Raw genomic sequence first — 21,567 nt, forward strand, 5'->3', positions numbered from 1 at the left:
TTATCCGATCCGTCCGGTGATGTAGCTTTCGGTGCGCGGGTCTTCGGGGTTGGTAAAGATCTTTCCCGTCTCGCCAAATTCCACGAGGTTGCCGAGGTGGAAGAACGCGGTTTTCTGGCTGACGCGCGCGGCCTGCTGCATCGAGTGTGTCACGATCACAACCGAATACTGCGAGCGCAGCTCGTCGATCAGCTCTTCGACCTGGCTTGTGGCGATGGGGTCGAGCGCCGAGCACGGCTCGTCCATCAGCAGCACTTCGGGTTCGGTGGCAACCGCACGTGCGATGCACAGACGCTGCTGCTGGCCGCCGGACAGGCCGGTGCCGGGCGCGTGCAGGCGGTCCTTGACCTCGTCCCAGATGGCGCCACGGCGCAGCGCGCGTTCCACGATCTCGTCCAGATCGGCCTTGTTTTTGGCCAGACCGTGGATGCGCGGACCGTAGGCCACGTTGTCATAGATCGATTTCGGGAAGGGATTGGGTTTCTGGAACACCATCCCCACCTTGGCGCGCAATTGCACCGGATCGACCCGCTTGTCGTAGATGTTTTCACCATCAAGCTGGATGTCGCCTTCGACGCGGCAGATGTCGATGGTGTCGTTCATCCGGTTCAGCGTGCGCAGGAAGGTGGATTTGCCACAGCCCGACGGGCCGATAAAGGCGGTGACCGTCTTGGATTCGATATCGACGTCAACGTCTTTGATGGCGTGGGTGTCACCGTAATAGACCTGCACATTGCGGGCGGTGATCTTGATGTCTTGCTGCGTCACGTGTCTCTCCGTGCTGTGCGGTGCGTCGTACATGTTCATGTTCCCTTTTTCCGCAGCGGATTACCAGCGGCGCTCAAAGCGGCGGCGCAGGAGGATGGCGATGATGTTCATGCTCAACAGGAACACCAGCAGGATGATGATGCCGCCCCAGGCCCGTTCGTAATAGGCCGGATCGGCGCGTTTCGCCCATTCGTAGATCTGCGCCGGCATGGCAGAGTTCGGCGACATGAAGCCTTCGACGATACCATCGGGGGCGTTGGTGGCGATGTAGCCCACCATGCCGATCAGCAGCAGCGGTGCGGTTTCCCCCAGCGCCTGTGCCAGACCGATGATGGTGCCGGTCAGGATGCCCGGTGCGGCCAGCGGCAGCACATGGTGGAACACCGACTGCATCTTGGAGGCGCCAATGCCCAAGGCCGCATCACGGATCGACGGCGGCACGGCCTTCAGCGCGGCGCGGGTCGAGATGATGATCGTCGGCAGGGTCATCAGCGTCAGCACCAGACCACCCACCAGCGGCGCGGACTGTGGCAGGCCCATGAACTGGATGAACACCGCAAGGCCAAGGATACCGAAGACGATGGACGGGACTGCTGCAAGGTTCGAGATGTTCACCTCGATCATGTCGGTGATCCAGTTCTGGGGGGCGAATTCCTCAAGGTAGATCGACGCGGCGACCCCGATGGGCAGCGCCAGCGCCAGCACCACCAGCATCATGAAAAACGACCCCAGCATGGAAATCCCGATACCGGCCTGCTCAGGGCGGCTTTCAGAGGCATCCGCGCCAAAGATGAAGTCCTTGTTAAAGGTCTTGGCCAGAATGCCCGCGTCGCGCAGACCGTCCACAATATCAAGGTGTTCGGCGTCGATGTTCTTGTCGCGAGCCAGATCTTCGCGCTGCACACGGCCCTTGAGGTAGCCGTCCACGCGCGAGGCCGCCAGCACCTTGAATTCGATGGTCTCGCCGATCCGGTCGGGGTTCGCGATCACGTAATCACGCAACTGCGCCGCCGCAGAGGCAGAGATCAGCGCCTTCATCTCGCTGGCTTTCTCCAGCGGGGTGTCGATCCCGGCGGCCTGCACCTGCTCCAGAATGGCGTTCTGGATCAACGGATTGTACCCGAATGTCGAGACCTTTTTGATATCGTCGATGTCGCGGTTGCCGTTCTTGTCCAGTTTGCTTTCGTCCAGATAGACAGGCACCTCGATAAAGGTCTGCTGAAACGCGCTCAGCCCGTTGGACAGGATCGAGACCAGCAGGACGATCAGGAAGAACACGCCAACCCCGATCGCGCCGAGCCCGTACCACTGGAAGCGTTTTTCGGCAGCGTTGCGCTTTTTCGTGCGGGCATCGGCCACCATGATGGAGTTCGAGCCCTTCGGCGTTGCGCCGTGCATGGATGCGTCGGTCATTAGTCGTACTGCTCCCGGTATTTGCGCACGATATAAAGGGCGAAGACATTCAGCCCGAGCGTCAGGATGAACAGGGTCATGCCAAGGGCAAAGGCCACCAGCGCCTCGGGCGAGGCAAAGTCGGCGTCGCCTGTCAGCTGTGACACGATCCGTGTGGTCACGGTGGTCATGGCTTCGAACGGGTTGAGCGACAGCTTGGCCGCGGCCCCTGCCCCCAGCACCACGATCATGGTTTCCCCGATGGCGCGGCTGGCGGCCAGCAGGATCGCACCAACGATCCCCGGCAATGCGGCGGGCAGCACCACCTGTTTCACGGTTTCGGATTTGGTCGCGCCCAGACCATAAGACCCGTCACGCATCGCCTGCGGCACCGCGTTGATGATGTCATCGGACAGCGAGGACACGAAGGGGATCAGCATAATGCCCATGGCGATGCCTGCGGTCATCACCGACCGTGTGCCCGTCATCCAGTCGGTGCCACCGGGGCCAAAGACTTCCATCAGCAGCGGCCCGATGGTCAGCAATGCAAACAGACCGTAGACGATGGTCGGAATACCGGCGAGCACCTCAAGCGCGGGCTTGGCGTAGGCGCGCAGTTTCGGCCCTGCGTATTCCGACAGATAGATCGCCGCGAACAGGCCGATGGGCACCGCCACCAGCAGCGCCACGACCGAGATATACAGCGTGCCCCAAAGCAGCGGCCAGATGCCCAGCGAGGAGCCCCCGCCAAAGGACGGCTGCCACGTGAGCGAGGCAAAGAAGTCAGACGCGGGGTACAGGCTGAAAAAGCGGATCGTGTTCCCGATCAGCGACAGCACAATACCCAGCGTCGTCAGGATCGCGATGGAGGCTGCTGCAATCAGCAGGATCTTGATGGTGCTCTCAACGGTGTTGCGGGCGCGGAATTCCTTGTCGGTCTCGCGCAGCGCCATGATCAGCCCCGCCAGCGCCAGCACCAGCACCACAGCGCCCATCAGCAGTTTGCCCAAAGCCGTCTTCAGCCGGTAGCTTTGCGCGGCGTCCAGCGTGGTCTGGGTGATCTCTCCGGTCACGATCTGTCCGGCGTCGGACAGGCTTTGCGTGAAGCCCGTCAGATCATCCCCCGCGGTTGCGACCTGATCCTCGGTCAGCGTACCCGCCGCGATGGCGTTTTCAATGCCCGTCGCGGTGCGGCGCACCTCGGACATCACAAGGTTCATGCTCGATCCTTCGGCGATCTCGCTTTCGGGGATCATTCCGGCGATCTGGCTGTTTATCACCAGCGGCTGGGCAATCAGCCACAAAATCAGAACCAGCAGCGCAGGCACCGCCGTTTTGATGGCCGCATTCGATCCGTAATAGACCGGCAGGCTGTGCAAATGGCGGCTGTCGCCCTCCGCGCTGGCCAGCGCGCGCTGACGCGCCAGCACATAGCCGATGACGGCCAGCACCAGCACAATCGCGATGATCCAAAGAAGTGGCATGAGCCCCCCGAAGTCGTTGTTCCGTCAAGAAATAACCTAAAAGGAAAACGGGGCGGCGGAATATGCCGCCCCGTCGGGGTGCGATCGGTCCCTGTGCGGGATGATCGCAGAAGGCTTACATGCCTTCGCCCATTGTTGTTTCGTTCTCGATCTTGGCTTGGGTGTCTGCCAGCTCGGGGTCGGAAACCAGACCGTACTCTGCCAGCGGGCCATCGGGGCCTGCGATCTCGTCAGCAACGAAGAAGGATGCGTATTCCTTCAGGCCCGGGATCACGCCGATGTGCGCTTTCTTGACGTAGAAGAACAGCGGGCGGGACACGGGGTATTCACCGGTCGAGATGGATTCGGTGGTCGGCTCGACGCCTGCCATCGTTGCCACTTTCAGCTTGTCGGTGTTGTTCTCGTAGAACGCCAGACCGAACACGCCGATGCCGTTGGGGTTGCTGTCGATGGAGGCCAGCGTCTCGGTGTAGTCACCGTCGATGTCCACGGAACGGCCGTCTGCGCGCACGTGCAGGCAGGCGTCTTCTGCGTCGTCTTCGGACATGCCGCCTGCAACCATGGCTTCCATGGCGCCGGTTTCTTCACAGCCGGTCAGCAGAACCTTTTCTTCGAACACTTCGCGGGTGCCGTGCTTGGTGCCCGGGATGAACGCCATGATCTCTGCTTCGGGCAGATCGGCGTTGAAGTCGGACCACATGGTGTGCGGGTTGTCGACCAGTTCGCCGTCAACCATGACCTTGGGGGCCAGAGCGTTGAAGATGTCGGACTGGGTGAAAGCGGTGTAGTCGGGGCCGTCGATCTGCGACGCGAACACGATGCCGTCATAGCCGATGCGGACTTCGATGATGTCGGTCACGCCGGCTTCGGCACAGGCCTGGATCTCTTTTTCGCGGATGGCGCGCGATGCGTTTGCCACGTCGATGGTGTTCTCGCCCACGCCTTCGCAGAAGCGCTTCAGGCCAGCAGAGGAGCCGCCGGATTCGACAACCGGTGTCGGGAAGTCGAAGTTTTCGCCGAACGCTTCGGCCACGATCGAGGCGTAGGGCAGAACGGTCGAGGACCCTGCAACCTGAACGTTGTCACGTGCAGCGGCAGAGGATGCGGCCACGGCGGCAATCGCCAGAGCGGAGGCGGTCAATTTAACGGTCATAATGTGCTCCCTGATTTTAGGATGCGATCATCGACGTGATGATCTTGCGCCCTGACCTATGCGGGCTACACGATGCTTTTGTGACAGCTATGTAACGGTTTTATGAAGGTCTGCACATTTGTTGAAATTCGGTAAATTTTGCAAGGATTACAGGGGGTCAAATGTCGAAATCGGAATGGTGAATTCAGCGCATCTGCGCCGGTGGCGCGGCATTTTACCAGTTTTATGACAGCTTCCGTTACGAAACGGATTCGTCCACAGGGATTCGATGGCGCGCTGCGCGGTGTCAGGCCGCGACCAGCCGCAGAAAACCCGCGAATGTGACAGGCTGTTAGGGATGCTCAGGCACGCGGCAGCGAGATGATGAACTGCGTGCCCTCGCCCAGAGTGCTGTCGATGCGCAAGCGGCCACGGTGGCGATTGACGATATGTTTGACGATCGCCAGCCCCAGCCCTGTGCCGCCCTTCTCGCGCGAGCGGTGGTTGTCGATGCGGTAGAAGCGTTCCGTCAGGCGCGGCAGATGATAGGGATCGATCCCGGGGCCAGTGTCGGCCACCACGATGCGCACCGCGGGCCCGCGCAGCCGTGGTTCGTTGTCGATGGCGGTCAGGCTGACCGTGACCTCGGCCCCGCGACCGGCATATTTGATCCCGTTCTCCACCAGATTGGTCAGCACCTGCCGCAGCTGGTCCTCGTCGCCCATCATAGTCAGCGGATCGGACGGCAGTACCGCCTGCAGCCGCACGTCCGCCTGTTCGGCCAGCGTCTCCAACCGGCCCAGAACCGACCGAATGATATCGCTGGGATCAATGCGGTCCGTGGGGCGCACGCGTTCCTCGGCCTCGACCCGGCTGAGCGACAGCAGATCACCGATCAGCCGGTTCATGCGGGCGGCCTCAGCCTCCATAATCGTCAGAAAGCGTTCCTGACCGACGGGGTCATTGCGCGCAGGCCCTTTGAGCGTTTCGATAAAGCCGATCAGGGCGGTCAGCGGTGTGCGCAGCTCGTGGCTGACATTGGCCACGAAATCGCGCCGCATCTGTCCGGCCTGCGCCTTTTCGGTGAAATCCTCGAAGGTGACCAGAACGCCCGGCGCGCCATCCAGCGTGATGCTTGCCACACTGGTCTGATAGCTGGTCTCTTGCCGGCCATCGCTGCTGTGGAATTCCAGCCTTCGCGCCGTGCCATCCCGCAGGCAGCTTTCAATCGCATCCAGCAGGGTCGGCGCACGCAAAGCGGTGATGAAATGGCGGCCAACGATCCCCTGCCCCAAAAGGCTCAGCGCGGGGGCATTGGCCGCTTCGATCCGCTCGTCGCGGCGGATCAGAATGCAGGGCAACGGCAGAGCCGCAATGATCTCTGCCGCGGCCACCTGCATCATGCACCTCGTGCGGCGGCAAGGCCATCGTCAAAGCAGGCGATCAGCGCCTCGGGGTCTTCGAGACCGACAGAGACGCGAAAGAAGCCTTCGGTGATGCCCAGATCCGCCCGTCCTTCGGCGGTCAGCGCACGGTGCGAGCTTGAGGCGGGATGCGACAGCGTTGTGCCCACATCACCCAGCGTGGGTGCGAATGCGATGCCCTTGGCCGCCTCGGCAAAGGCATTCGCCTGCGCGCGCCCGCCTTCAAGGATAAAGGACACCATGTTACCGCCCTGCCCTTGCAGAAGCGCCTGTGCGCGCGCCATGTCGGGATGATCGGTCCGCGTGGGGTACAGAACCTTGGCCACACCGGACTGCGTGGCGAGATGATCCGCCAGACGGCGCGCGGTCTCTTGGGCGCGCTCAAAGCGGATCGGGAAGGTCGCAAGGCCGCGCTCTGCCAGCCAGCAATCAAACGGGCTGGCCGTCATGCCGGTGGTCACCGCGAAGACGTTCATCCGCTGCATAAGCTCGGGGTCCTTGGCGGCAACCCAGCCCAGCGTCGCGTCAGAGTGTCCAGCCAGCAGCTTGGTCACCGAATGCAGCACGATGTCTGCGCCGTGCTCAAAGGGTTTGACCGTCAGCGGCGTGGTGAATGTATTGTCCACCACCAGCAGCACCCCGCGCGATTTGCACAGCGCCGCGATGCCATCCAGATCCGCCAGTCGCAGCGTCGGGTTCGACACCACCTCGATCAGGACCATGCGGGTTTCCGGGCGCAACGCTGCCTCGACCGACGCGACATCGGACACATTCGCAAGCGAGGTCTCGATCCCGAGGCGCGGCAGATCCTCGGCCAGCAGACGCAAGGACCGGCCATACAGCTGGTCGCCGCCCACCACGTGATCGCCCGCCTTGGTCAGCCCCATCAGCACAGCCGTCACAGCCGCCATGCCAGAGCCCAGCACAATCCCGTTTTCCGCCCCTTCCAACGCGTCGATCCGACGGGCCAGAACGGTGGCGTTGGGGTGCCCCTCACGCGCGTAGGTGTAGCCAGAGGCGCGGCCTTCGTATTGGCTGTCCAGCTCGTCAGGCGTGGTGGAGGCATAGACCACCGACGGCATGATCGGCGTGATCACCGGCGTCGACAGGCTGTCGGGCAAGGCTACGGGGCGTTGGATGGTGGGGCGCATGGTATGTCCTGTTGGTCGTTTTCAACGAATTTGACCGTTTGGTTAACGAGGTTCGGAACGCTTTACAATGCGCGCAATCCGGCAGCGAAACGCTTTGCGTTCTGCTGATAGCCGAGTGCGGACAATTTGAGCCCGTCGATCTGCTGTTGCGTCAAGGGGCGCACCACTTTGCCCGGCATGCCCATGACCAGCGATCCGTCGGGGATTTCCTTGCCTTCGGGGATCAGCGCGCCAGCCCCGATCAGGCAGTTCGCCCCGATTTTCGCCCCGTTGAGAACCGTCGCCCCCATGCCGATCAAGCTGTTGTCGCCAATGGTGCAACCATGCAGCATCGCCTTATGGCCAATGGTGCACCCTGCCCCGATCACCATGGGAAAGCCCATATCCGTATGGCAGACCACATTTTCCTGAAGGTTGCTGCCGCGGCCTATGCGGATTTCCTCGTTGTCGCCGCGCAGGGTGCAGCCAAACCAGACAGAGCTGTCGGCCTCCAGCACAATGCGCCCGATCACATTGGCATCCGGTGCGACCCAGACATTGTCGCCCAGCTGCGGGGCGAACCCGTCAAGCGCGTAGAGCGTCATCCCTCGCCCTCCTCGAATTCCGCTTGCAGACCGCGCACATGGTCCAGCAGGCCGGGCTGCTGGGTGCGGCGCAGACGGGTCGCGGTGATGATGCTTTTCAGACGTTCCTCGGTGGCGTCGAGATCATCGTTCACCAGCACAAAGTCATAAGACCCCCAATGCGAAATCTCGTCCCAGCTTTTCTGCATACGTTTGGAGATCACCTCCGCCCCGTCCTGACCGCGCGATTCCAGACGCCGTTTCAGTTCCGCAATCGACGGCGGCAGCAAGAAGATCGACAGCGTGTGCAGCGCCAGCTCGGAATTGGTCATCTGCTGGGCGCCCTGCCAGTCGATGTCGAACAGCACATCCTTCCCCGAGATGATCGCATCACGCACAGGTCCCTTGGGCGAGCCGTAGAAATTGCCGAACACATGGGCGTGCTCCAGCATCTCGCCGTTGACCACAGCCTTTTTGAAATCGCTCTCGGTCATAAAGTGGTAGTCTTCGCCGTCGACCTCGCCCGGACGGGGCGCGCGGGTGGTGGCCGAGACAGAGAACATCACCGACGGGTCCCAGGCGCGCAGCCGTTTGGCCAATGTGGATTTACCGGCGCCCGACGGCGAGGACAGGATGATCAAAAGGCCACGGCGTGTGGGTTCGGTCATGGGTTACTCCACATTCTGGATCTGTTCGCGCATCTGGTCGATGAGCGTCTTGAGGTCGAGCCCGATGCGCGTCAGATCCGCGTCACCGGATTTGGAACACAATGTATTGGCCTCGCGGTTGAATTCCTGACACAGGAAATCCAACTTGCGGCCAACGGGTTCGGGTTTGGCCAGCAGATCGCGCGCCGCAGTGATATGCGCGCGCAGGCGGTCAATCTCTTCGGTGACGTCGGATTTGACCGCAATCAGGGCAAGCTCTTGCGCGATGCGCTCGGGGTCGATGCCATCGGCGTTGTCGGTCACGCGCGCCAGTTGGGCGGCCAGACGGCTGGCCTGCGCGTCAGACCGCTGGGCAATGATGCCCTCGGCCTGCCCCATCAATGCCTCAATCTCTGACAGTTGACGGTTAACGATCTCCGCCAAAGCCGCTCCTTCGGTCTGACGCATGTCTACGAAGTCCGCGACGGCGCGGGACAGGTCCGCCTGCAAGAGCGCGCGCAGTGCGCTCTGGTCGACCTCTGCGTTCTCGGTCGTCAGAACGCCCCGCAGGGCGACAATATCCGATGCGGTCGACGGGGCCAGCGACAGGCCGCGATCCATCGCCTCCTGTTCAATCTGCACCATAGCGTCCAGCACCGCGGCCAGCTGCCGGTCATCGACGCGCAGCGCCCCTTCGGCCCCGTCTGCGTTGAGTTTCAGGCTGATCTGGATGTTCCCGCGGCTGACAAGGCGACTGATCTCCGCGCGCACCAAAGGGTCGAGCCCCTCGACCCAATCGGGCAGCCGCAGCCGCAGATCCAGCCCCTTGCCGTTGACGCCGCGCAGCTCCCACATCCATACAAGCCCAAGACCGGCCCCTTGGGCGCTGGCGAAACCTGTCATGGATTGGCGCATCTGTCTCTCCTGTCCGCTTTGGCACTCGCCTAGCGGCTGGACGCCCCCAAAGCAAGCCATCACGCCCGCGTGAGACATCGGACTTGGTGGCTCGATTTTGCACAGCGTTAACCCTTGCGCCCGAATTGGGGCGAAATTGGGACGCAGTTCTGATAGTAATAATTTCATAAGAAGTGTTATCATTCACGGCATGGTGGCTGGGGGCCCGTCACGCCGCATCCGACAATCAAGGAGCGGAACGCATGTTTGGCAAGGGTGGAAACGGACAGGGTATCGTATCGATGACCGAGCGCGAAAAAGCACGCAGAGAGGCGTCGTTGCGGCAGGTCGAAGCCTATTGGAAAGGTCTGTGCGACGGGGTTTCGGTGCCCCTGCGCAGCCAGATTGACCCGCGCGGGATCGAACAATCGCTGGAAAACGCATTCCTGATCGAACGCATCGCGCCGACCATGGCCAAGATCCGTGTCGCAGGATCGCATCTGAACGATCTGATGGGAATGCAGGTGGGCGGCATGCCGCTGTCGTCGATCATCACCCCCGCAGACCGCGAGAAATTTGGCGAAGGTGTGGCCGCGCTGTTTGCTGAACCCGCCATTATCCGCATGGAACTGAAGGCCGAAAGCGGCTTTGGTAAGCCGGACATCTCCGCCTCGCTGATCCTGCTGCCACTGCGGTCGGACTTTGGCGACCTGACACGGGGCTTGGGTGTTCTGATCACCCATGGTCGCATCGGACGCACGCCGCGCCGGTTCAAAGTGTCCGAGCTTCAGATCACCAAGGCGCTGAGCGGCGATGCAGGCATCACGGCCCGCACCCCGATTAAGCTGACCGATGACGCGCCGGTGCGCAGCTTTGGCGAACGCCCTGCCGCCTTCACCCCGAAAACCGTCGAAGGGGACGCAAGCACGCCCACGCTCAGCGCGCCGGAACGGGGCCATCTGAAACTGGTCGTCGACAACGGTTGAACGCGCGTCTTAGCAGGCCATCTGCTCCAGCTCGCTGGCGGCCTGCATCAAGATCGCCTCGACCCGCGCAAAACGTGCCGTCTGTGGCCGCGTTTTGCGCGCGATGCACCACAGGTCATGGAACCTGCGTTGCGGCAGTTGCGGGCTCCAGAGCTTATCGCGGTCGACAAAGGCGGCAATGCCACTACGCGGCAGAATGGCGTATCCCGCACCCGCAGCAACCGGCGCCGGTATCTGGTTGATCTGGTTGACGAAAAAGCGCTGTCTTAGACGATCTGCGCCGGTGTATTCCTCGGGGAAATTAGCCCCCATCAGATCATCGGCATAGGCCGCACCATCGGGATGCGCGACTTGCCCGAGCTCCTGCAACATGGCGAAATCGACCGATTGGTTGCGCAAACCGGTGGGCAGGATCAGGCACAGCTCCTCTCTCGCGATATGCTGGGCCACCAGTCGCGGATGCCCGGGGTCGTCTTGCAAAATCCCGATGTCGTATGAGCCATCCAGCACACCTTGTTGCACCGAGCCACGCGGGGCGGCCTCTACATGGATGACCAGTTGCGGCGCGTCTTTCATGACCTCTATCAAACGCGGCAGGATCAGTGTGGCGAAACTGCCCGAACAGGCGATGCGCACACAGCCCTTGTCGGGGCGATCCTCGGACAGCTGGTCGAGCAGATTGTATTCTTCGCGGCGGCGGCGCAGGCCCAGATCACGGACGGCTTCGCCCGCCTCTGTCAGGGCAAAGCGCTTGCCGTCCTGTGCGATCAACGGCCGTCCGACCTGATTTTCCAACTTGCGCAGGTGTTGCGACACGCCGGGCTGTGTCATGTTCAGCTTTGCGGCGGCGCGGGTGAAATGCCCCTCCTCTGCGAGGGTCGTAAAAGTCTCTAGCCAAGTGGCGTGCAGCATATTCATACCAAACGTTATCAAAATTATCTTAAATGATAATTTATAGTTCACAAGTTTTCCGCCTATCTCAAAGCCACAAGCAATGAGGTTAGACATGACAACTCCCCGCACTTTTTCTCATATCGGCCTGTCCGTTCCGGATCTCGAAGCCGCCGTCAAATTCTACTCTGACGTGTTGGGTTTCTACACACTTATGCCGCCAAGCGAAGTTGTCGAGGACGACAGCGCGATCGGCTTGATGTGTACGGATGTTTTCGGCCCCGGCTGGCAAAGCCTGCGCATCGCGCACCTGTCCACCGGTGACGGCACAGGGATCGAGCTGTTCGAATTTGCCGGTAACTATGCCCCCGAGGACAATCTGGACTACCGCCGCCACGGCACGTTCCACTTTGCCATTCAGGACCCCGATCTCGAAGGGCTGCTGGCCAAAATCGTGGCCGCCGGTGGCAAGCAACGGATGCCCGTGCGCGAATACTTCCCCGGCGAAAAACCCTACCGCATGGTCTACGTCGAGGATCCCTTTGGCAATGTGTTCGAACTGTACTCCCACAGCTATGAATTGACTTATTCTGCAGGGGCTTATTCGTAAGTCTTAACGCAGATCTTGCACCGTTAACGAAAAAACCGGCCCCCTCAAGGGGCCGGTTTTCTGTGTCTCGCAGGTCTGGACCCGGATCTTAGCCGTTGGCGACTGCGGCGGCCGCCTCGCGGCGGGTCGACAGCTCTTCGGCCACAAGGAAGGCCAGTTCCAGCGACTGCGACGCGTTCAGGCGCGGGTCGCAGGCAGTGTGGTAGCGGTCCGACAAATCCTCGTCGGTGACTTCGCGCACGCCGCCGGTGCATTCGGTCACGTCCAAACCGGTCATCTCGAAATGCACACCACCTGGGATCGACCCTTCGGCATCGTGGACGCCAAAGAATTCACGCACTTCGCGCAGAACATTGTCGAAAGGCCGCGTCTTGTAGCCGGTGGGCGACTTGATGGTGTTGCCGTGCATCGGGTCACAGACCCAAGTCACATTCGCACCCTCTTCCTGAACCGCCTTGATCAGGCGCGGCAGATGTTCGGACACCTTGCCGGCACCGAACCGCGCGATCAGCGTCAGCTTGCCCGCCTCGTTGGTCGGGTTCAGCTTGGACATCAACACCTTGAGGTCCTCTGCGGTTGTGGTCGGGCCACATTTCAAACCGACGGGGTTCAGGATGCCACGGGCGAATTCCACATGTGCGCCGTCGGGCTGACGGGTGCGGTCGCCGATCCAGACCATATGACCGGAGCCTGCCAGCCATTTGCCGGAGGTCGAATCCATGCGGGTCAGCGCCTCTTCGTATTCCAGAAGCAGCGATTCATGCGAGGTGAAGAAATCCACCGTCTGCAGCGAATGCGCCTGATCGCCGGACACGCCTGCCGCCTTGATGAAGTCGAGCGTATCGGTGATGCGCTGCGCCATATCGCGGTATTTCGCGGCCTTCTCCCCTTCGGTAAAGCCCAGCGTCCACTGGTGCACCTGATGCACGTCTGCGTAGCCGCCGGTCGAGAAGGCGCGCAGCAGGTTCAGCGTGGCCGCCGCCTGCGTGTAAGCCTGCAGCATTTTCTTGGGATCGGGGATGCGGGCCTCGGGGGTGAAATCCAGCTCGTTGATGATGTCACCACGGTAGCTGGGCAGCTCCACACCGTTCACGGTTTCGGTGGGCGCGGAACGCGGCTTGGCGAACTGGCCTGCCATACGGCCCACTTTGACCACGGGCACCTTGGCGCCGTAGGTCAGCACCATCGCCATCTGCAGCATCACCTTAAAGGTGTCGCGGATCGCATCGGCGCTGAACTGGTCAAAGCTTTCGGCGCAGTCGCCGCCTTGCAGCAAGAACGCCTCGCCACGGCCTGCGGCAGCCAGCTGCTCCTTGAGTTTGCGTGCTTCACCGGCAAAGACCAACGGCGGATACTTCGACAGCTGCGCCTCGACGGCATGCAGTGCGGTCTCGTCCGTATACTCGGGCATTTGAACCCGCGGAAGGTCGCGCCAGTTCGATTTCTGCCACTCGGTCATCTGTTTTCTCCGGTTTAGCGTTATCATTAACAGCCCAGTGCTTATACGCGAGGCACCTCAGCCTGAAAACCCGTGTTTTGTCCAAGATGACTTGACGTGACAAATGTCGTCTGCCCATGTGTCGAAATCTTTTGACCCACGACCGGCCTAGCTATTCGACCACGGTGAAAAGACCGAACTGAAAGACGACATGAGTGAGGCCCGCATGTTGCCCCCAAACCAGCGACAGATTGTCGAGATCGACACCGTCCCCGACAAACCCAAGCGCTTTGTTTTTGTCCTGTTGCAAGACTTTACGCTGCTTTCCTTTTCCGCCGCGCTGGATTGTCTGCGGCTGGCAAACCGAATGTCGAACAAGACATTGTATGAATGGAAGGTCATTGGCGAGGGCGGCGAGACAGTCAGCTGTTCGTCGGGGCTGGCATTCCAGCTGGATGATGATCTGGTTGAGCTGCACCGCGACGACGTGCTGGTGGTCTGCGGCGGTGCGAATGTTCAAGTGGCCACAACAAAGCCGCTGCTGAACTGGCTGCGCCGCGAGGCCCGTCGCGGAATTCCTGTAGGCGGTCTGTGTACCGCCGCCTATGTTCTGGCGCGCGCCGGTCTGCTGGACGGCAAGCGGGCCACGATCCACTGGGAAAACCAAGACAGCTTCATCGAGGATTTCGACGATGTTTCGTTGACGAAATCGGTGTTTACGCTGGATGGCAACCGCATGACCACTGCCGGAGGAACGGCCTCTATCGATTTGTTTTTACGACTGATTGCCCGCGATCACGGGGACGAGCTTGCGACCTCTGTGGCTGATCAGCAGATCTATTCCGCGATCCGCACCGACCAGGACACACAGCGGCTGTCGGTGCCCACCCGCATCGGTGTGCGCCATCCCAAGCTGAGCCAGGTCATCCAGATGATGGAGGCCAACATCGAAGAGCCGATCAGCCCCGCACTGCTCGCTCAAGAGGTCGGCATGTCCACAAGGCAGCTCGAACGTCTGTTCCGGCGTTATCTCAACCGCTCGCCCAAGCGTTATTACATGGAGCTGCGGTTGCAAAAGGCGCGCAACCTGCTGATGCAGACGGATATGAGCGTGATCAACGTGGCGCTGGCCTGCGGCTTTGCCTCGCCGTCGCATTTTTCCAAGTGCTACCGCTCGCATTACGAGACCACGCCCTACCGCGAACGGGGGGCGCAGTCGTCGGGGCGCGAGACCTAGTCCGCAGGTGACATCCGGTACAGCGTGCCGTTCGTGATCGACAAAAACCACAAACCGCCGTCTGGCCCCACGGCCAGATCGCGGACACGGCCCGTCTGGTCGGCGCGGATCTGTTCGACCTCGCGCAGCGGATCGCCGGACAGCCGCGCGATATAGTCGAATTTCAACGACCCCACAAAAGCGTCGCCGCGCCATTGCGACACTGGCCCGTCATAGAACACCATGCCCGACGGCGCGATCGACGGGTCCCAGTAGAATTCCGGCTGCTGCATCCCGTCCTTGGCTGTGCCCTCGCCGATCTTGGCCCCTGAATAATGCCGCCCGTAAGAGATCACCGGCCAGCCGTAGTTGGCGCCTTTGACGATCCGGTTGACCTCATCCCCGCCTTGCGCGCCATGTTCATTGATCCAGAGCTGGCCATCCGCATCGACCGCCGCCCCTTGCGGGTTGCGGTGTCCGTAAGACCAGATTTCCGGCTGTGCGCCGCTTTGCCCGACAAAGGGATTGTCCGGCGGGACCGATCCGTCACGGGCAATGCGAATGATGGACCCGTTGTGCCGCGCCAGATCCTGCGCCGCGGGGCGGTCTCCGCGCTCGCCTATGGTGATATAAAGGTAACCGTCAGCCCCCTCGACAATGCGCGAGCCGAAGTGGCGCGCGGAGCGATCACCGGGAGCCATCTTGAAAATCGTCTGGCCATTGGTCAGGCCTGTGCCGTCCTGTGACAGCGTGGCGCGAAAGACCGCCGTTCCCGCCCCGCGCCCCTGACGTTTGGCATAGGTCAGATAGACCTTGCGCGTGCGGGCAAAATCCTCGGGGATCAGGATATCCAGCAGGCCACCCTGCCCTTCGGCCACGATATCATCGGGCAGCCCTGCCACCCGCGTCACCGCCCCATCGCGCACGGACAAAAGCCCGCCTTCGCGTTCGGTGATCAACAGCCCGCCATCCGGCAGATGCGCAAAGGCCCACGGGGTGTCCAACCCCTCGACCATGGCAGTGATCTGCATGGTGCCGGCCTCTGTCTGGACGGTCTGCGCGCCCAACGACACGGTTTGCGCCATCAAGGCCAGCGCTGCGGCAAAGGGAAAACGGGTCATATCACACCTCCTGTCGGTCAAGCTGTAGCGCCCGATCCGCAAAGCAAGCCAATAACATCGCTTTCACAGGGCGGTGAACGTTCGGCAGGGCTTCCCTTTTGGAAAAAGCGAAACTAGCCTTCCGCGCAGGACAAAAGTTCCGACTAGGGAGATACCAGATGAAAAACCTTCTTCTCGCGGCCTCTGCGGCAGCTCTGGCTGCGGGCGCAGCCCACGCCGAAAGCCACGCCTCCGAGGCAAAAATCGGTGTGATGCTCGGCTTTACCGGTCCGATCGAATCCATCACCCCGATGATGGCCGACAGCGCGGAACTGGCGCTGAGCGAAATCAACGACTCCGGCGCGTTCCTTGATGGCGTGACGCTGGCACCTGTGCGCGCGGATTCCACCTGCGTCGATCCGGCGGCGGCCTCGGCTGCGGCAGAACGCATGATCACCTCCGAAGGCGTGATTGCCATCATGGGCGCAGACTGTTCCGGCGTGACCGGCGCGGTTTTGTCTAACGTGGCCGTGCCCAACGGCATTCCGATGGTCTCGCCCTCCGCCACCTCGCCCGCGCTGTCCACGGCCGAGGACAACGGCCTGTTCTTCCGCACCGCACCGTCTGACGCCCGTCAGGGGGCCGTTCTGGCAGAGATCCTGGCCGAAAAAGGCATCACCGAAGTTGCCGTAACCTACACCAACAACGATTATGGCAAGGGCTTTGCCGATGCGTTTGAAAGCGCGTTCGAAGGCACTGTAACCCTGTCCTCGCCGCATGACGACGGCAAGGCGGACTACTCTGCCGAAATCGGCGCGCTGGCCTCGGCCGGTGGCGAGGCGCTGGTGGTTCTGGGTTACACCGACCAAGGCGGCAAAGGCATGATCCAGGCGTCCTACGACACCGGTGCCTTTGACACCTACGTCATGGGCGACGGCATGTTCGGCGATACGCTGTTCACCGAACTGGCCGACGCGCTCGAAGGCTCTTACGGCACGATTCCCTGGGCTGAAGGCGAAGGTGCCGATGCCTTTGCATCGATCACCGAAGGCGCAGGCTTTGATGCGTCGTCCTCCTACACCCGCGAATCCTATGACGCGGCGGCGCTGATCGCGCTGGCTATGGCCGCAGGCGGTGAAGCAACGTCCGAGGCGGTTGCCGCCAACCTGATGGCCGTCGCCAACGCTCCCGGTGAGCCGATCCTGCCCGGCGAGCTTGGCAAAGCCTTGGAAATCCTCGCAGAAGGTGGCGAGATCGACTACGTCGGTGCCTCCGGTGTCGAGCTGATCGGCGAAGGCGAAGCGGCGGGCTCCTACCGTCACTACACCATCACCGGTGGTGCAGCAGAAACCGTTGAATTCAAGTAAAGCTTGAAAGAGACGACATCACGCAGCCCGGGGCTTGATCCCCCGGGCTGCTTTTCTATAAGGCGCTGCCCTAATCCAATAGATTGGCAGACCGCAAAGGAGAGGCTCCTTGATCAAGGTAGAGAACCTGCACCGTCATTTCGGCGCCTTTCGGGCGGTGGATGGTGCCTCGCTGGAGATTGCCAAGGGGTCGATCACCGGCCTTGTCGGCCCCAACGGCGCGGGCAAAACCACGCTGTTTAACGTGATCGCGGGCGCGCTGCCGCCCACATCGGGGCGCGTGTTGATGGATGGCGAGGACATCACCGGCCTGCCCCCGCATGAGCTGTTCCACAAGGGGCTGCTGCGGACCTTCCAGATCGCCCATGAGTTCAGCTCCATGAGCTGCCGCGAAAACCTGATGATGGTGCCCGGTGCGCAATCTGGTGAGACGCTGTGGAACACATGGTTCGGGCGCAAACGTATCGCCGACGAGGAACGCGCCCTGCGCGCCAAGGCCGATGAGGTGCTGGAGTTCCTGACGATCTCGCATCTGGCCGACCACCCTGCGGGCGCGATTTCCGGCGGCCAGAAGAAGCTGCTGGAGCTTGGCCGCACCATGATGGTCGACGCCAAGATCGTGTTTCTCGACGAGGTGGGTGCCGGGGTGAACCGAACCTTGCTGATGACCATTGCCGACACCATCGTCGCGCTGAACCGCGAGCGCGGCTACACCTTTTGCGTGATCGAGCATGACATGGATTTCATCGGCAAGATCTGTGATCCGGTGATTGTCATGGCCGAAGGCAAAAAGCTTGCCGAAGGGTCGCTCGACGAGATCAAGGCCAATGAGCAGGTCATCGAGGCCTATCTGGGCACGGGTCTGAAAAACAAGGATCAGGTCGGATGAGCGGCGAATGGACCAAGGGCTCTGCCCTCGCCCCTGCGGGGCTCACCCGAGGTATTTCGACCAAGAAAAAACAGGGGGGCTGCGCATGACCACCACTGCAGAACAACCGGCCGCGGGCGCGCAGCCCTATCTGATTGGCGATACGATGACGGGCGGCTATGGCAAGGGGCCCGATATCCTGCATGGGTGCACCATCGCGGTGGATCGCGGCGAGATCGCGGTGATCGTCGGACCCAACGGCGCGGGCAAATCCACAGCGATGAAGGCCGTGTTCGGGATGCTGGATGTGCGCTCCGGGGCGGTCCGTCTGGACGGGCGTGATATCACCGGTCTGTCGCCGCAGGATCGGGTCAAGGCGGGGATGGGCTTTGTGCCCCAGACCAATAATATTTTCACCTCCATGACGGTGGAAGAGAACCTCGAGATGGGGGCTTTTATTCGCGAGGATGACATCGCGGCCACTATGGCGCAGGTCTATGAGCTGTTCCCGATTTTGGCGGAGAAGCGCCACCAGCCTGCGGGCGAATTGTCAGGTGGGCAACGTCAGCAGGTGGCGGTGGGCCGTGCGCTGATGACGCAACCCAGTGTACTGATGCTTGATGAGCCCACTGCAGGCGTGTCGCCCATCGTTATGGACGAGCTGTTTGACCGGATTATCGAGGTGGCCCGCACAGGGATTTCGATCCTGATGGTGGAGCAGAATGCGCGGCAGGCGCTGGAGATCGCTGACAAAGGGTATGTTCTGGTCCAGGGCGCCAATGCGCACACCGGATCGGGGCGCGAGCTTTTGGCGGACCCCGAAGTGCGCAAGAGCTTTCTGGGGGGCTGATATGGGTTTGATGGTCAAAACAATGGCGGTTCTGGCTGTGGTTGCGGCGGCTCCGGCCCTTGCACTGGAGCCGGTGGCGGCCCCCATTTTGATGGACTGTGCCTTTGGCGCGGAATGCTACGAGACAGAGGGCTGTCAGGAGACAGCGTTTCACGCGATACTGGTGGGGGATGCGACAGGCGAAAGCGAGGTGGACCTTACCGCTTTGGTTGAGCTGCGTGGCGACGCTGGCGATGTGACCATGCTGGGCACCTTGTCCAACGGGCGGCTGTCGCTGACTGGCGGCGCGGGTCTGGGCATGCATTTGCTGACGCTGAGCGCCGAGGGGGCTGTGCGCTACACCGTGCATTATGCCGATGGGCCGACGATGGTGTCCTACACCGGCATTTGTGAGCCGTTGCCATGACACTCAAAATCCGGAACAAGACTGCCGCGCGCAGCGAGGAGACGTAAATGGACTTTGTGAACGCGCTGGTCGCGCTGACGAATTTCGTGCTGGTGCCGGCGCTGACCTATGGCAGCCAGTTGGCGCTGGGCGCGCTTGGGGTGACCATGATCTATGGCATCCTGCGGTTTTCCAATTTTGCCCATGGCGATACCATGGCCTTTGGCACCATGTTTACCATCCTGTTCACATGGCTGTTCCAGTCCTGGGGGATCAGTCTGGGGCCGTTGCCCACTGCCTTGTTGGCCATTCCCTTCGGGATCGCCGGCACGGCGCTGTTGGTTCTGGGCACCGATCGCGCCGTCTACCGCTTTTACCGCGGACAAAAGGCCAAGCCGATCATCTTTGTGATGGTGTCTATCGGGGTCATGTTTGTCTACAACGGGCTGACACGTCTGATCCTTGGCACCGATGATATCCGCTTTGCCGATGGGCAACGATTCATCATCTCGGCGGGCGATTTCAAACGGGCGACCGGGCTCGCCGAGGGGCTGGGCATCAAGACCACACAGGCGATCACCGTGATCACCGCCATTATCGTGGTGGCCGCCTTGTTCTGGTTTCTCAACAAGACGCGCACCGGCAAATCCATGCGCGCCTATTCCGACAACGAGGATCTCGCGCTGCTGTCAGGCATCAATCCCGAACGGGTCGTGGTGGTCACATGGCTCATCGTCGCCGGTCTGATCACCATTGCCGGTGTGCTGTATGGCCTCGACAAAAGCTACAAGCCGTTCACCTATTTCCAGCTTCTGTTGCCGATCTTTGCCGCCGCCATTGTGGGGGGCTTGGGCAATCCGTTGGGCGCGATTGCCGGTGGCTTTGTTATCGCGTTCTCCGAGGTGGGCATCACCTACGCGTGGAAAAAGGTTCTGGGCTATGTGTTGCCAGAGGCGCTGGCGCCGTCAGGCCTCGTGCAGTTGATGGCCACGGAATACAAGTTTGCGGTCAGCTTCATGATCCTTGTGGTGGTTTTGTTGTTCCGCCCGACCGGCCTGTTCAAGGGGAAATCCGTATGAGCCAGACATTCAAGACCTACGCGCTGTTCGGAATGGTTGCGGTGCTGATTGTGCTGACCGGCGTCTTTCAAAGCTGGGATTACGCGCTCAAACTGGTGGCCATGGGGCTGGTCAGTGCGATCATGGCGCTGGGGGTGAACCTGCAATGGGGCATCGCCGGTCTGTTTAACGTGGGCGTCATGGGCTTTGTCGCACTGGGTGGCGTGGCGGTTGTGCTGACCTCTGTGGCGCCGGTTCCCGAAGCATGGAGCGCGGGCGGCCCGCGCGCCCTGTTTGCCCTGATCCTTGGCGCGGTGGTCATGGCCTGTGCCGTTGTAGTCTACCAACGCACCCGCCGCGCCTGGGCGCTGTTGGCGGTTCTGGTGGTGGGGTTCGTGATCTATCGCTGGATGCGCGATGACGCGGTGGCCGCCATCGAGGCAGTGAACCCTGCTGCGACAGGATTCCTTGGCGGTCTTGGTCTGCCGGTGGTTCTGGCCTGGCCCGTGGGTGGCTTGCTGGCCGCCGGTGCCGCATGGGTGATCGGCAAGACCGCGCTGGGCCTGCGGTCGGACTATCTGGCCATCGCCACGCTGGGCATCTCGGAGATCATCATCGCCGTGATGAAAAACGAGGAATGGCTGACCCGTGGCGTCAAGAACGTCAATGGCCTGCCCCGCCCAATGCCCTACGAGATCGACCTACAGAATGATCCCGCCTTTGTCGCCAAGGCGGCGGACTGGGGGCTGGATGCGGTCAGCGCCTCGACCCTTTATGTGAAGCTCGGCTATGTCGGGCTGTTTGCAGCCGTGCTGATCATCCTGCTGGTGCTGGCACAAATGGCGCTCAACAGCCCTTGGGGCCGGATGATGCGCGCGATCCGCGACAACGAAGTGTCTGCTCGCGCCATGGGCAAGGATGTCACTTTCCGCCACTTGCAGGTCTTTGTTCTGGGGTCTGCCATCTGCGGGATTGCGGGTGCGATGATGACCACGCTGGACGGGCTTTTGCAGCCGACGGCCTATCAGCCTCTGCGCTACACCTTCCTGATCTGGGTGATGGTGATTGTTGGCGGCTCTGGCAATAACCTTGGTGCGGTGCTGGGCGGGATCCTGATCTGGTTTTTGTGGATTCAGGTGGAAACGCTGGGGCCGGTGCTGATGGTCTGGGCCACGGCCGCGCTGCCCGAAGGCTCTGCACTGAAGGCACACTTGCTTGGTTCGGTGCAGCATATGCGGCTGCTGACCATGGGGGTGATCTTGTTGCTGGTCTTGCGGTTCTCGCCACGCGGTCTGCTGCCGGAGCGCTGACCGGCCCTTGCGTTGATGGATAAAACCTCCGCC

General features: G+C 61.6%; 21 protein-coding genes. 9 read left to right on the forward strand and 12 right to left on the reverse strand.

All coding sequences use genetic code 11. The features are described from left to right. From pstB to ACN5AZ_RS02400, 9 genes are all read right to left on the reverse strand, one after another. A complete protein-coding gene (gene pstB / locus ACN5AZ_RS02360) occupies nt 1-801 on the reverse strand; it encodes a phosphate ABC transporter ATP-binding protein PstB (protein ID WP_419427460.1) in 801 nt (266 codons plus the stop codon). Nucleotides 802-828: 27 nt separating this feature from the next. Continuing rightward, on the reverse strand, nt 829-2,181 hold the full coding sequence (gene pstA, locus ACN5AZ_RS02365; protein WP_419427239.1) for a phosphate ABC transporter permease PstA: 1,353 nt from the start codon (nt 2,179-2,181) through the stop codon (nt 829-831). Beyond that, on the reverse strand, nt 2,181-3,644 hold the full coding sequence (gene pstC, locus ACN5AZ_RS02370; protein ID WP_419427240.1) for a phosphate ABC transporter permease subunit PstC: 1,464 nt from the start codon (nt 3,642-3,644) through the stop codon (nt 2,181-2,183). The genes pstA and pstC overlap by 1 nt, the downstream gene beginning before the upstream one ends. 115 nt (nt 3,645-3,759) lie before the next feature. Continuing rightward, on the reverse strand, nt 3,760-4,800 hold the full coding sequence (locus ACN5AZ_RS02375; RefSeq protein WP_419427461.1) for a substrate-binding domain-containing protein: 1,041 nt from the start codon (nt 4,798-4,800) through the stop codon (nt 3,760-3,762). Between the two features lie 338 nt (nt 4,801-5,138). Continuing rightward, nucleotides 5,139-6,176, reverse strand: coding sequence for a sensor histidine kinase (locus ACN5AZ_RS02380; RefSeq protein ID WP_419427462.1), 1,038 nt, complete (start codon nt 6,174-6,176; stop codon nt 5,139-5,141). Then, entirely contained in the window at nt 6,176-7,351 is a 1,176-nt protein-coding gene (locus tag ACN5AZ_RS02385; RefSeq protein WP_419427241.1) for a trans-sulfuration enzyme family protein, read from the reverse strand. Before ACN5AZ_RS02385 ends, ACN5AZ_RS02380 begins: the two co-directional genes overlap by 1 nt. Nucleotides 7,352-7,413: 62 nt before the next feature. Continuing rightward, the gene (locus ACN5AZ_RS02390) at nt 7,414-7,935 is read right to left on the reverse strand and encodes a gamma carbonic anhydrase family protein (RefSeq protein ID WP_419427242.1); all 522 of its coding nucleotides are present in this window, start codon (nt 7,933-7,935) and stop codon (nt 7,414-7,416) included. Further along, the gene (gmk, locus tag ACN5AZ_RS02395; RefSeq protein ID WP_419427243.1) at nt 7,932-8,582 is read right to left on the reverse strand and encodes a guanylate kinase; all 651 of its coding nucleotides are present in this window, start codon (nt 8,580-8,582) and stop codon (nt 7,932-7,934) included. Before gmk ends, ACN5AZ_RS02390 begins: the two co-directional genes overlap by 4 nt. A gap of 3 nt (nt 8,583-8,585) precedes the next feature. Continuing rightward, nucleotides 8,586-9,476: a YicC/YloC family endoribonuclease gene (locus ACN5AZ_RS02400; protein WP_419427244.1), complete on the reverse strand. Its 891-nt coding sequence runs from the start codon at nt 9,474-9,476 to the stop codon at nt 8,586-8,588. A 242-nt stretch (nt 9,477-9,718) separates the two neighbouring features. Between ACN5AZ_RS02400 and ACN5AZ_RS02405 the strand changes: the two genes are divergently transcribed. Next, on the forward strand, nt 9,719-10,441 hold the full coding sequence (locus ACN5AZ_RS02405) for a PAS domain-containing protein (protein WP_419427245.1): 723 nt from the start codon (nt 9,719-9,721) through the stop codon (nt 10,439-10,441). Between the two features lie 9 nt (nt 10,442-10,450). Here the strand turns inward: ACN5AZ_RS02405 and ACN5AZ_RS02410 are convergent, their stop codons facing one another. Beyond that, nucleotides 10,451-11,353, reverse strand: a complete 903-nt coding sequence (locus ACN5AZ_RS02410) for a LysR family transcriptional regulator (protein WP_419427463.1) — start codon at nt 11,351-11,353, stop codon at nt 10,451-10,453. Nucleotides 11,354-11,447: 94 nt separating this feature from the next. Here ACN5AZ_RS02410 and ACN5AZ_RS02415 point away from each other — a divergent pair, with 94 nt between their 5' ends. After that, nucleotides 11,448-11,942: a lactoylglutathione lyase family protein gene (locus ACN5AZ_RS02415; protein ID WP_419427246.1), complete on the forward strand. Its 495-nt coding sequence runs from the start codon at nt 11,448-11,450 to the stop codon at nt 11,940-11,942. Between the two features lie 88 nt (nt 11,943-12,030). Here the strand turns inward: ACN5AZ_RS02415 and ACN5AZ_RS02420 are convergent, their stop codons facing one another. After that, nucleotides 12,031-13,401 carry a class II 3-deoxy-7-phosphoheptulonate synthase gene (locus ACN5AZ_RS02420; protein WP_419427247.1) on the reverse strand — a complete coding sequence of 457 codons (1,371 nt, stop codon included), beginning with the start codon at nt 13,399-13,401 and terminating at the stop codon, nt 12,031-12,033. Between the two features lie 190 nt (nt 13,402-13,591). On the opposite strand from ACN5AZ_RS02420, the gene ACN5AZ_RS02425 reads away from it, so the two are divergent. Next, on the forward strand, nt 13,592-14,617 hold the full coding sequence (locus tag ACN5AZ_RS02425) for a GlxA family transcriptional regulator (protein ID WP_419427248.1): 1,026 nt from the start codon (nt 13,592-13,594) through the stop codon (nt 14,615-14,617). Here the strand turns inward: ACN5AZ_RS02425 and ACN5AZ_RS02430 are convergent. Beyond that, complete coding sequence (locus ACN5AZ_RS02430; RefSeq protein ID WP_419427249.1) at nt 14,614-15,717, reverse strand: PQQ-dependent sugar dehydrogenase; 1,104 nt, start codon at nt 15,715-15,717, stop codon at nt 14,614-14,616. The two genes, ACN5AZ_RS02425 and ACN5AZ_RS02430, sit on opposite strands and share 4 nt — an antisense overlap. A gap of 158 nt (nt 15,718-15,875) precedes the next feature. Between ACN5AZ_RS02430 and ACN5AZ_RS02435 the strand changes: the two genes are divergently transcribed. From ACN5AZ_RS02435 to ACN5AZ_RS02460, 6 genes are all read left to right on the forward strand, one after another. Continuing rightward, complete coding sequence (locus tag ACN5AZ_RS02435) at nt 15,876-17,063, forward strand: ABC transporter substrate-binding protein (protein ID WP_419427250.1); 1,188 nt, start codon at nt 15,876-15,878, stop codon at nt 17,061-17,063. 109 nt (nt 17,064-17,172) lie between these two features. Next, nucleotides 17,173-17,952 carry an ABC transporter ATP-binding protein gene (locus ACN5AZ_RS02440; RefSeq protein ID WP_419427251.1) on the forward strand — a complete coding sequence of 260 codons (780 nt, stop codon included), beginning with the start codon at nt 17,173-17,175 and terminating at the stop codon, nt 17,950-17,952. 85 nt (nt 17,953-18,037) lie between these two features. After that, nucleotides 18,038-18,781, forward strand: a complete 744-nt coding sequence (locus ACN5AZ_RS02445; protein ID WP_419427252.1) for an ABC transporter ATP-binding protein — start codon at nt 18,038-18,040, stop codon at nt 18,779-18,781. A gap of 1 nt (nt 18,782) precedes the next feature. After that, nucleotides 18,783-19,187, forward strand: coding sequence for a hypothetical protein (locus ACN5AZ_RS02450; protein WP_419427253.1), 405 nt, complete (start codon nt 18,783-18,785; stop codon nt 19,185-19,187). 47 nt (nt 19,188-19,234) lie between these two features. Next, a complete protein-coding gene (locus tag ACN5AZ_RS02455) occupies nt 19,235-20,245 on the forward strand; it encodes a branched-chain amino acid ABC transporter permease (RefSeq protein WP_419427254.1) in 1,011 nt (336 codons plus the stop codon). Continuing rightward, nucleotides 20,242-21,534, forward strand: coding sequence for a branched-chain amino acid ABC transporter permease (locus ACN5AZ_RS02460; protein ID WP_419427255.1), 1,293 nt, complete (start codon nt 20,242-20,244; stop codon nt 21,532-21,534). The genes ACN5AZ_RS02455 and ACN5AZ_RS02460 overlap by 4 nt, the downstream gene beginning before the upstream one ends. The last annotated feature ends 33 nt before the right edge of the window (nt 21,535-21,567 follow it).

Origin of the sequence: Sagittula sp. SSi028 (assembly GCF_048553715.1) — a bacterium.
In the GTDB taxonomy this organism is placed as follows: Bacteria; Pseudomonadota; Alphaproteobacteria; order Rhodobacterales; family Rhodobacteraceae; genus Sagittula.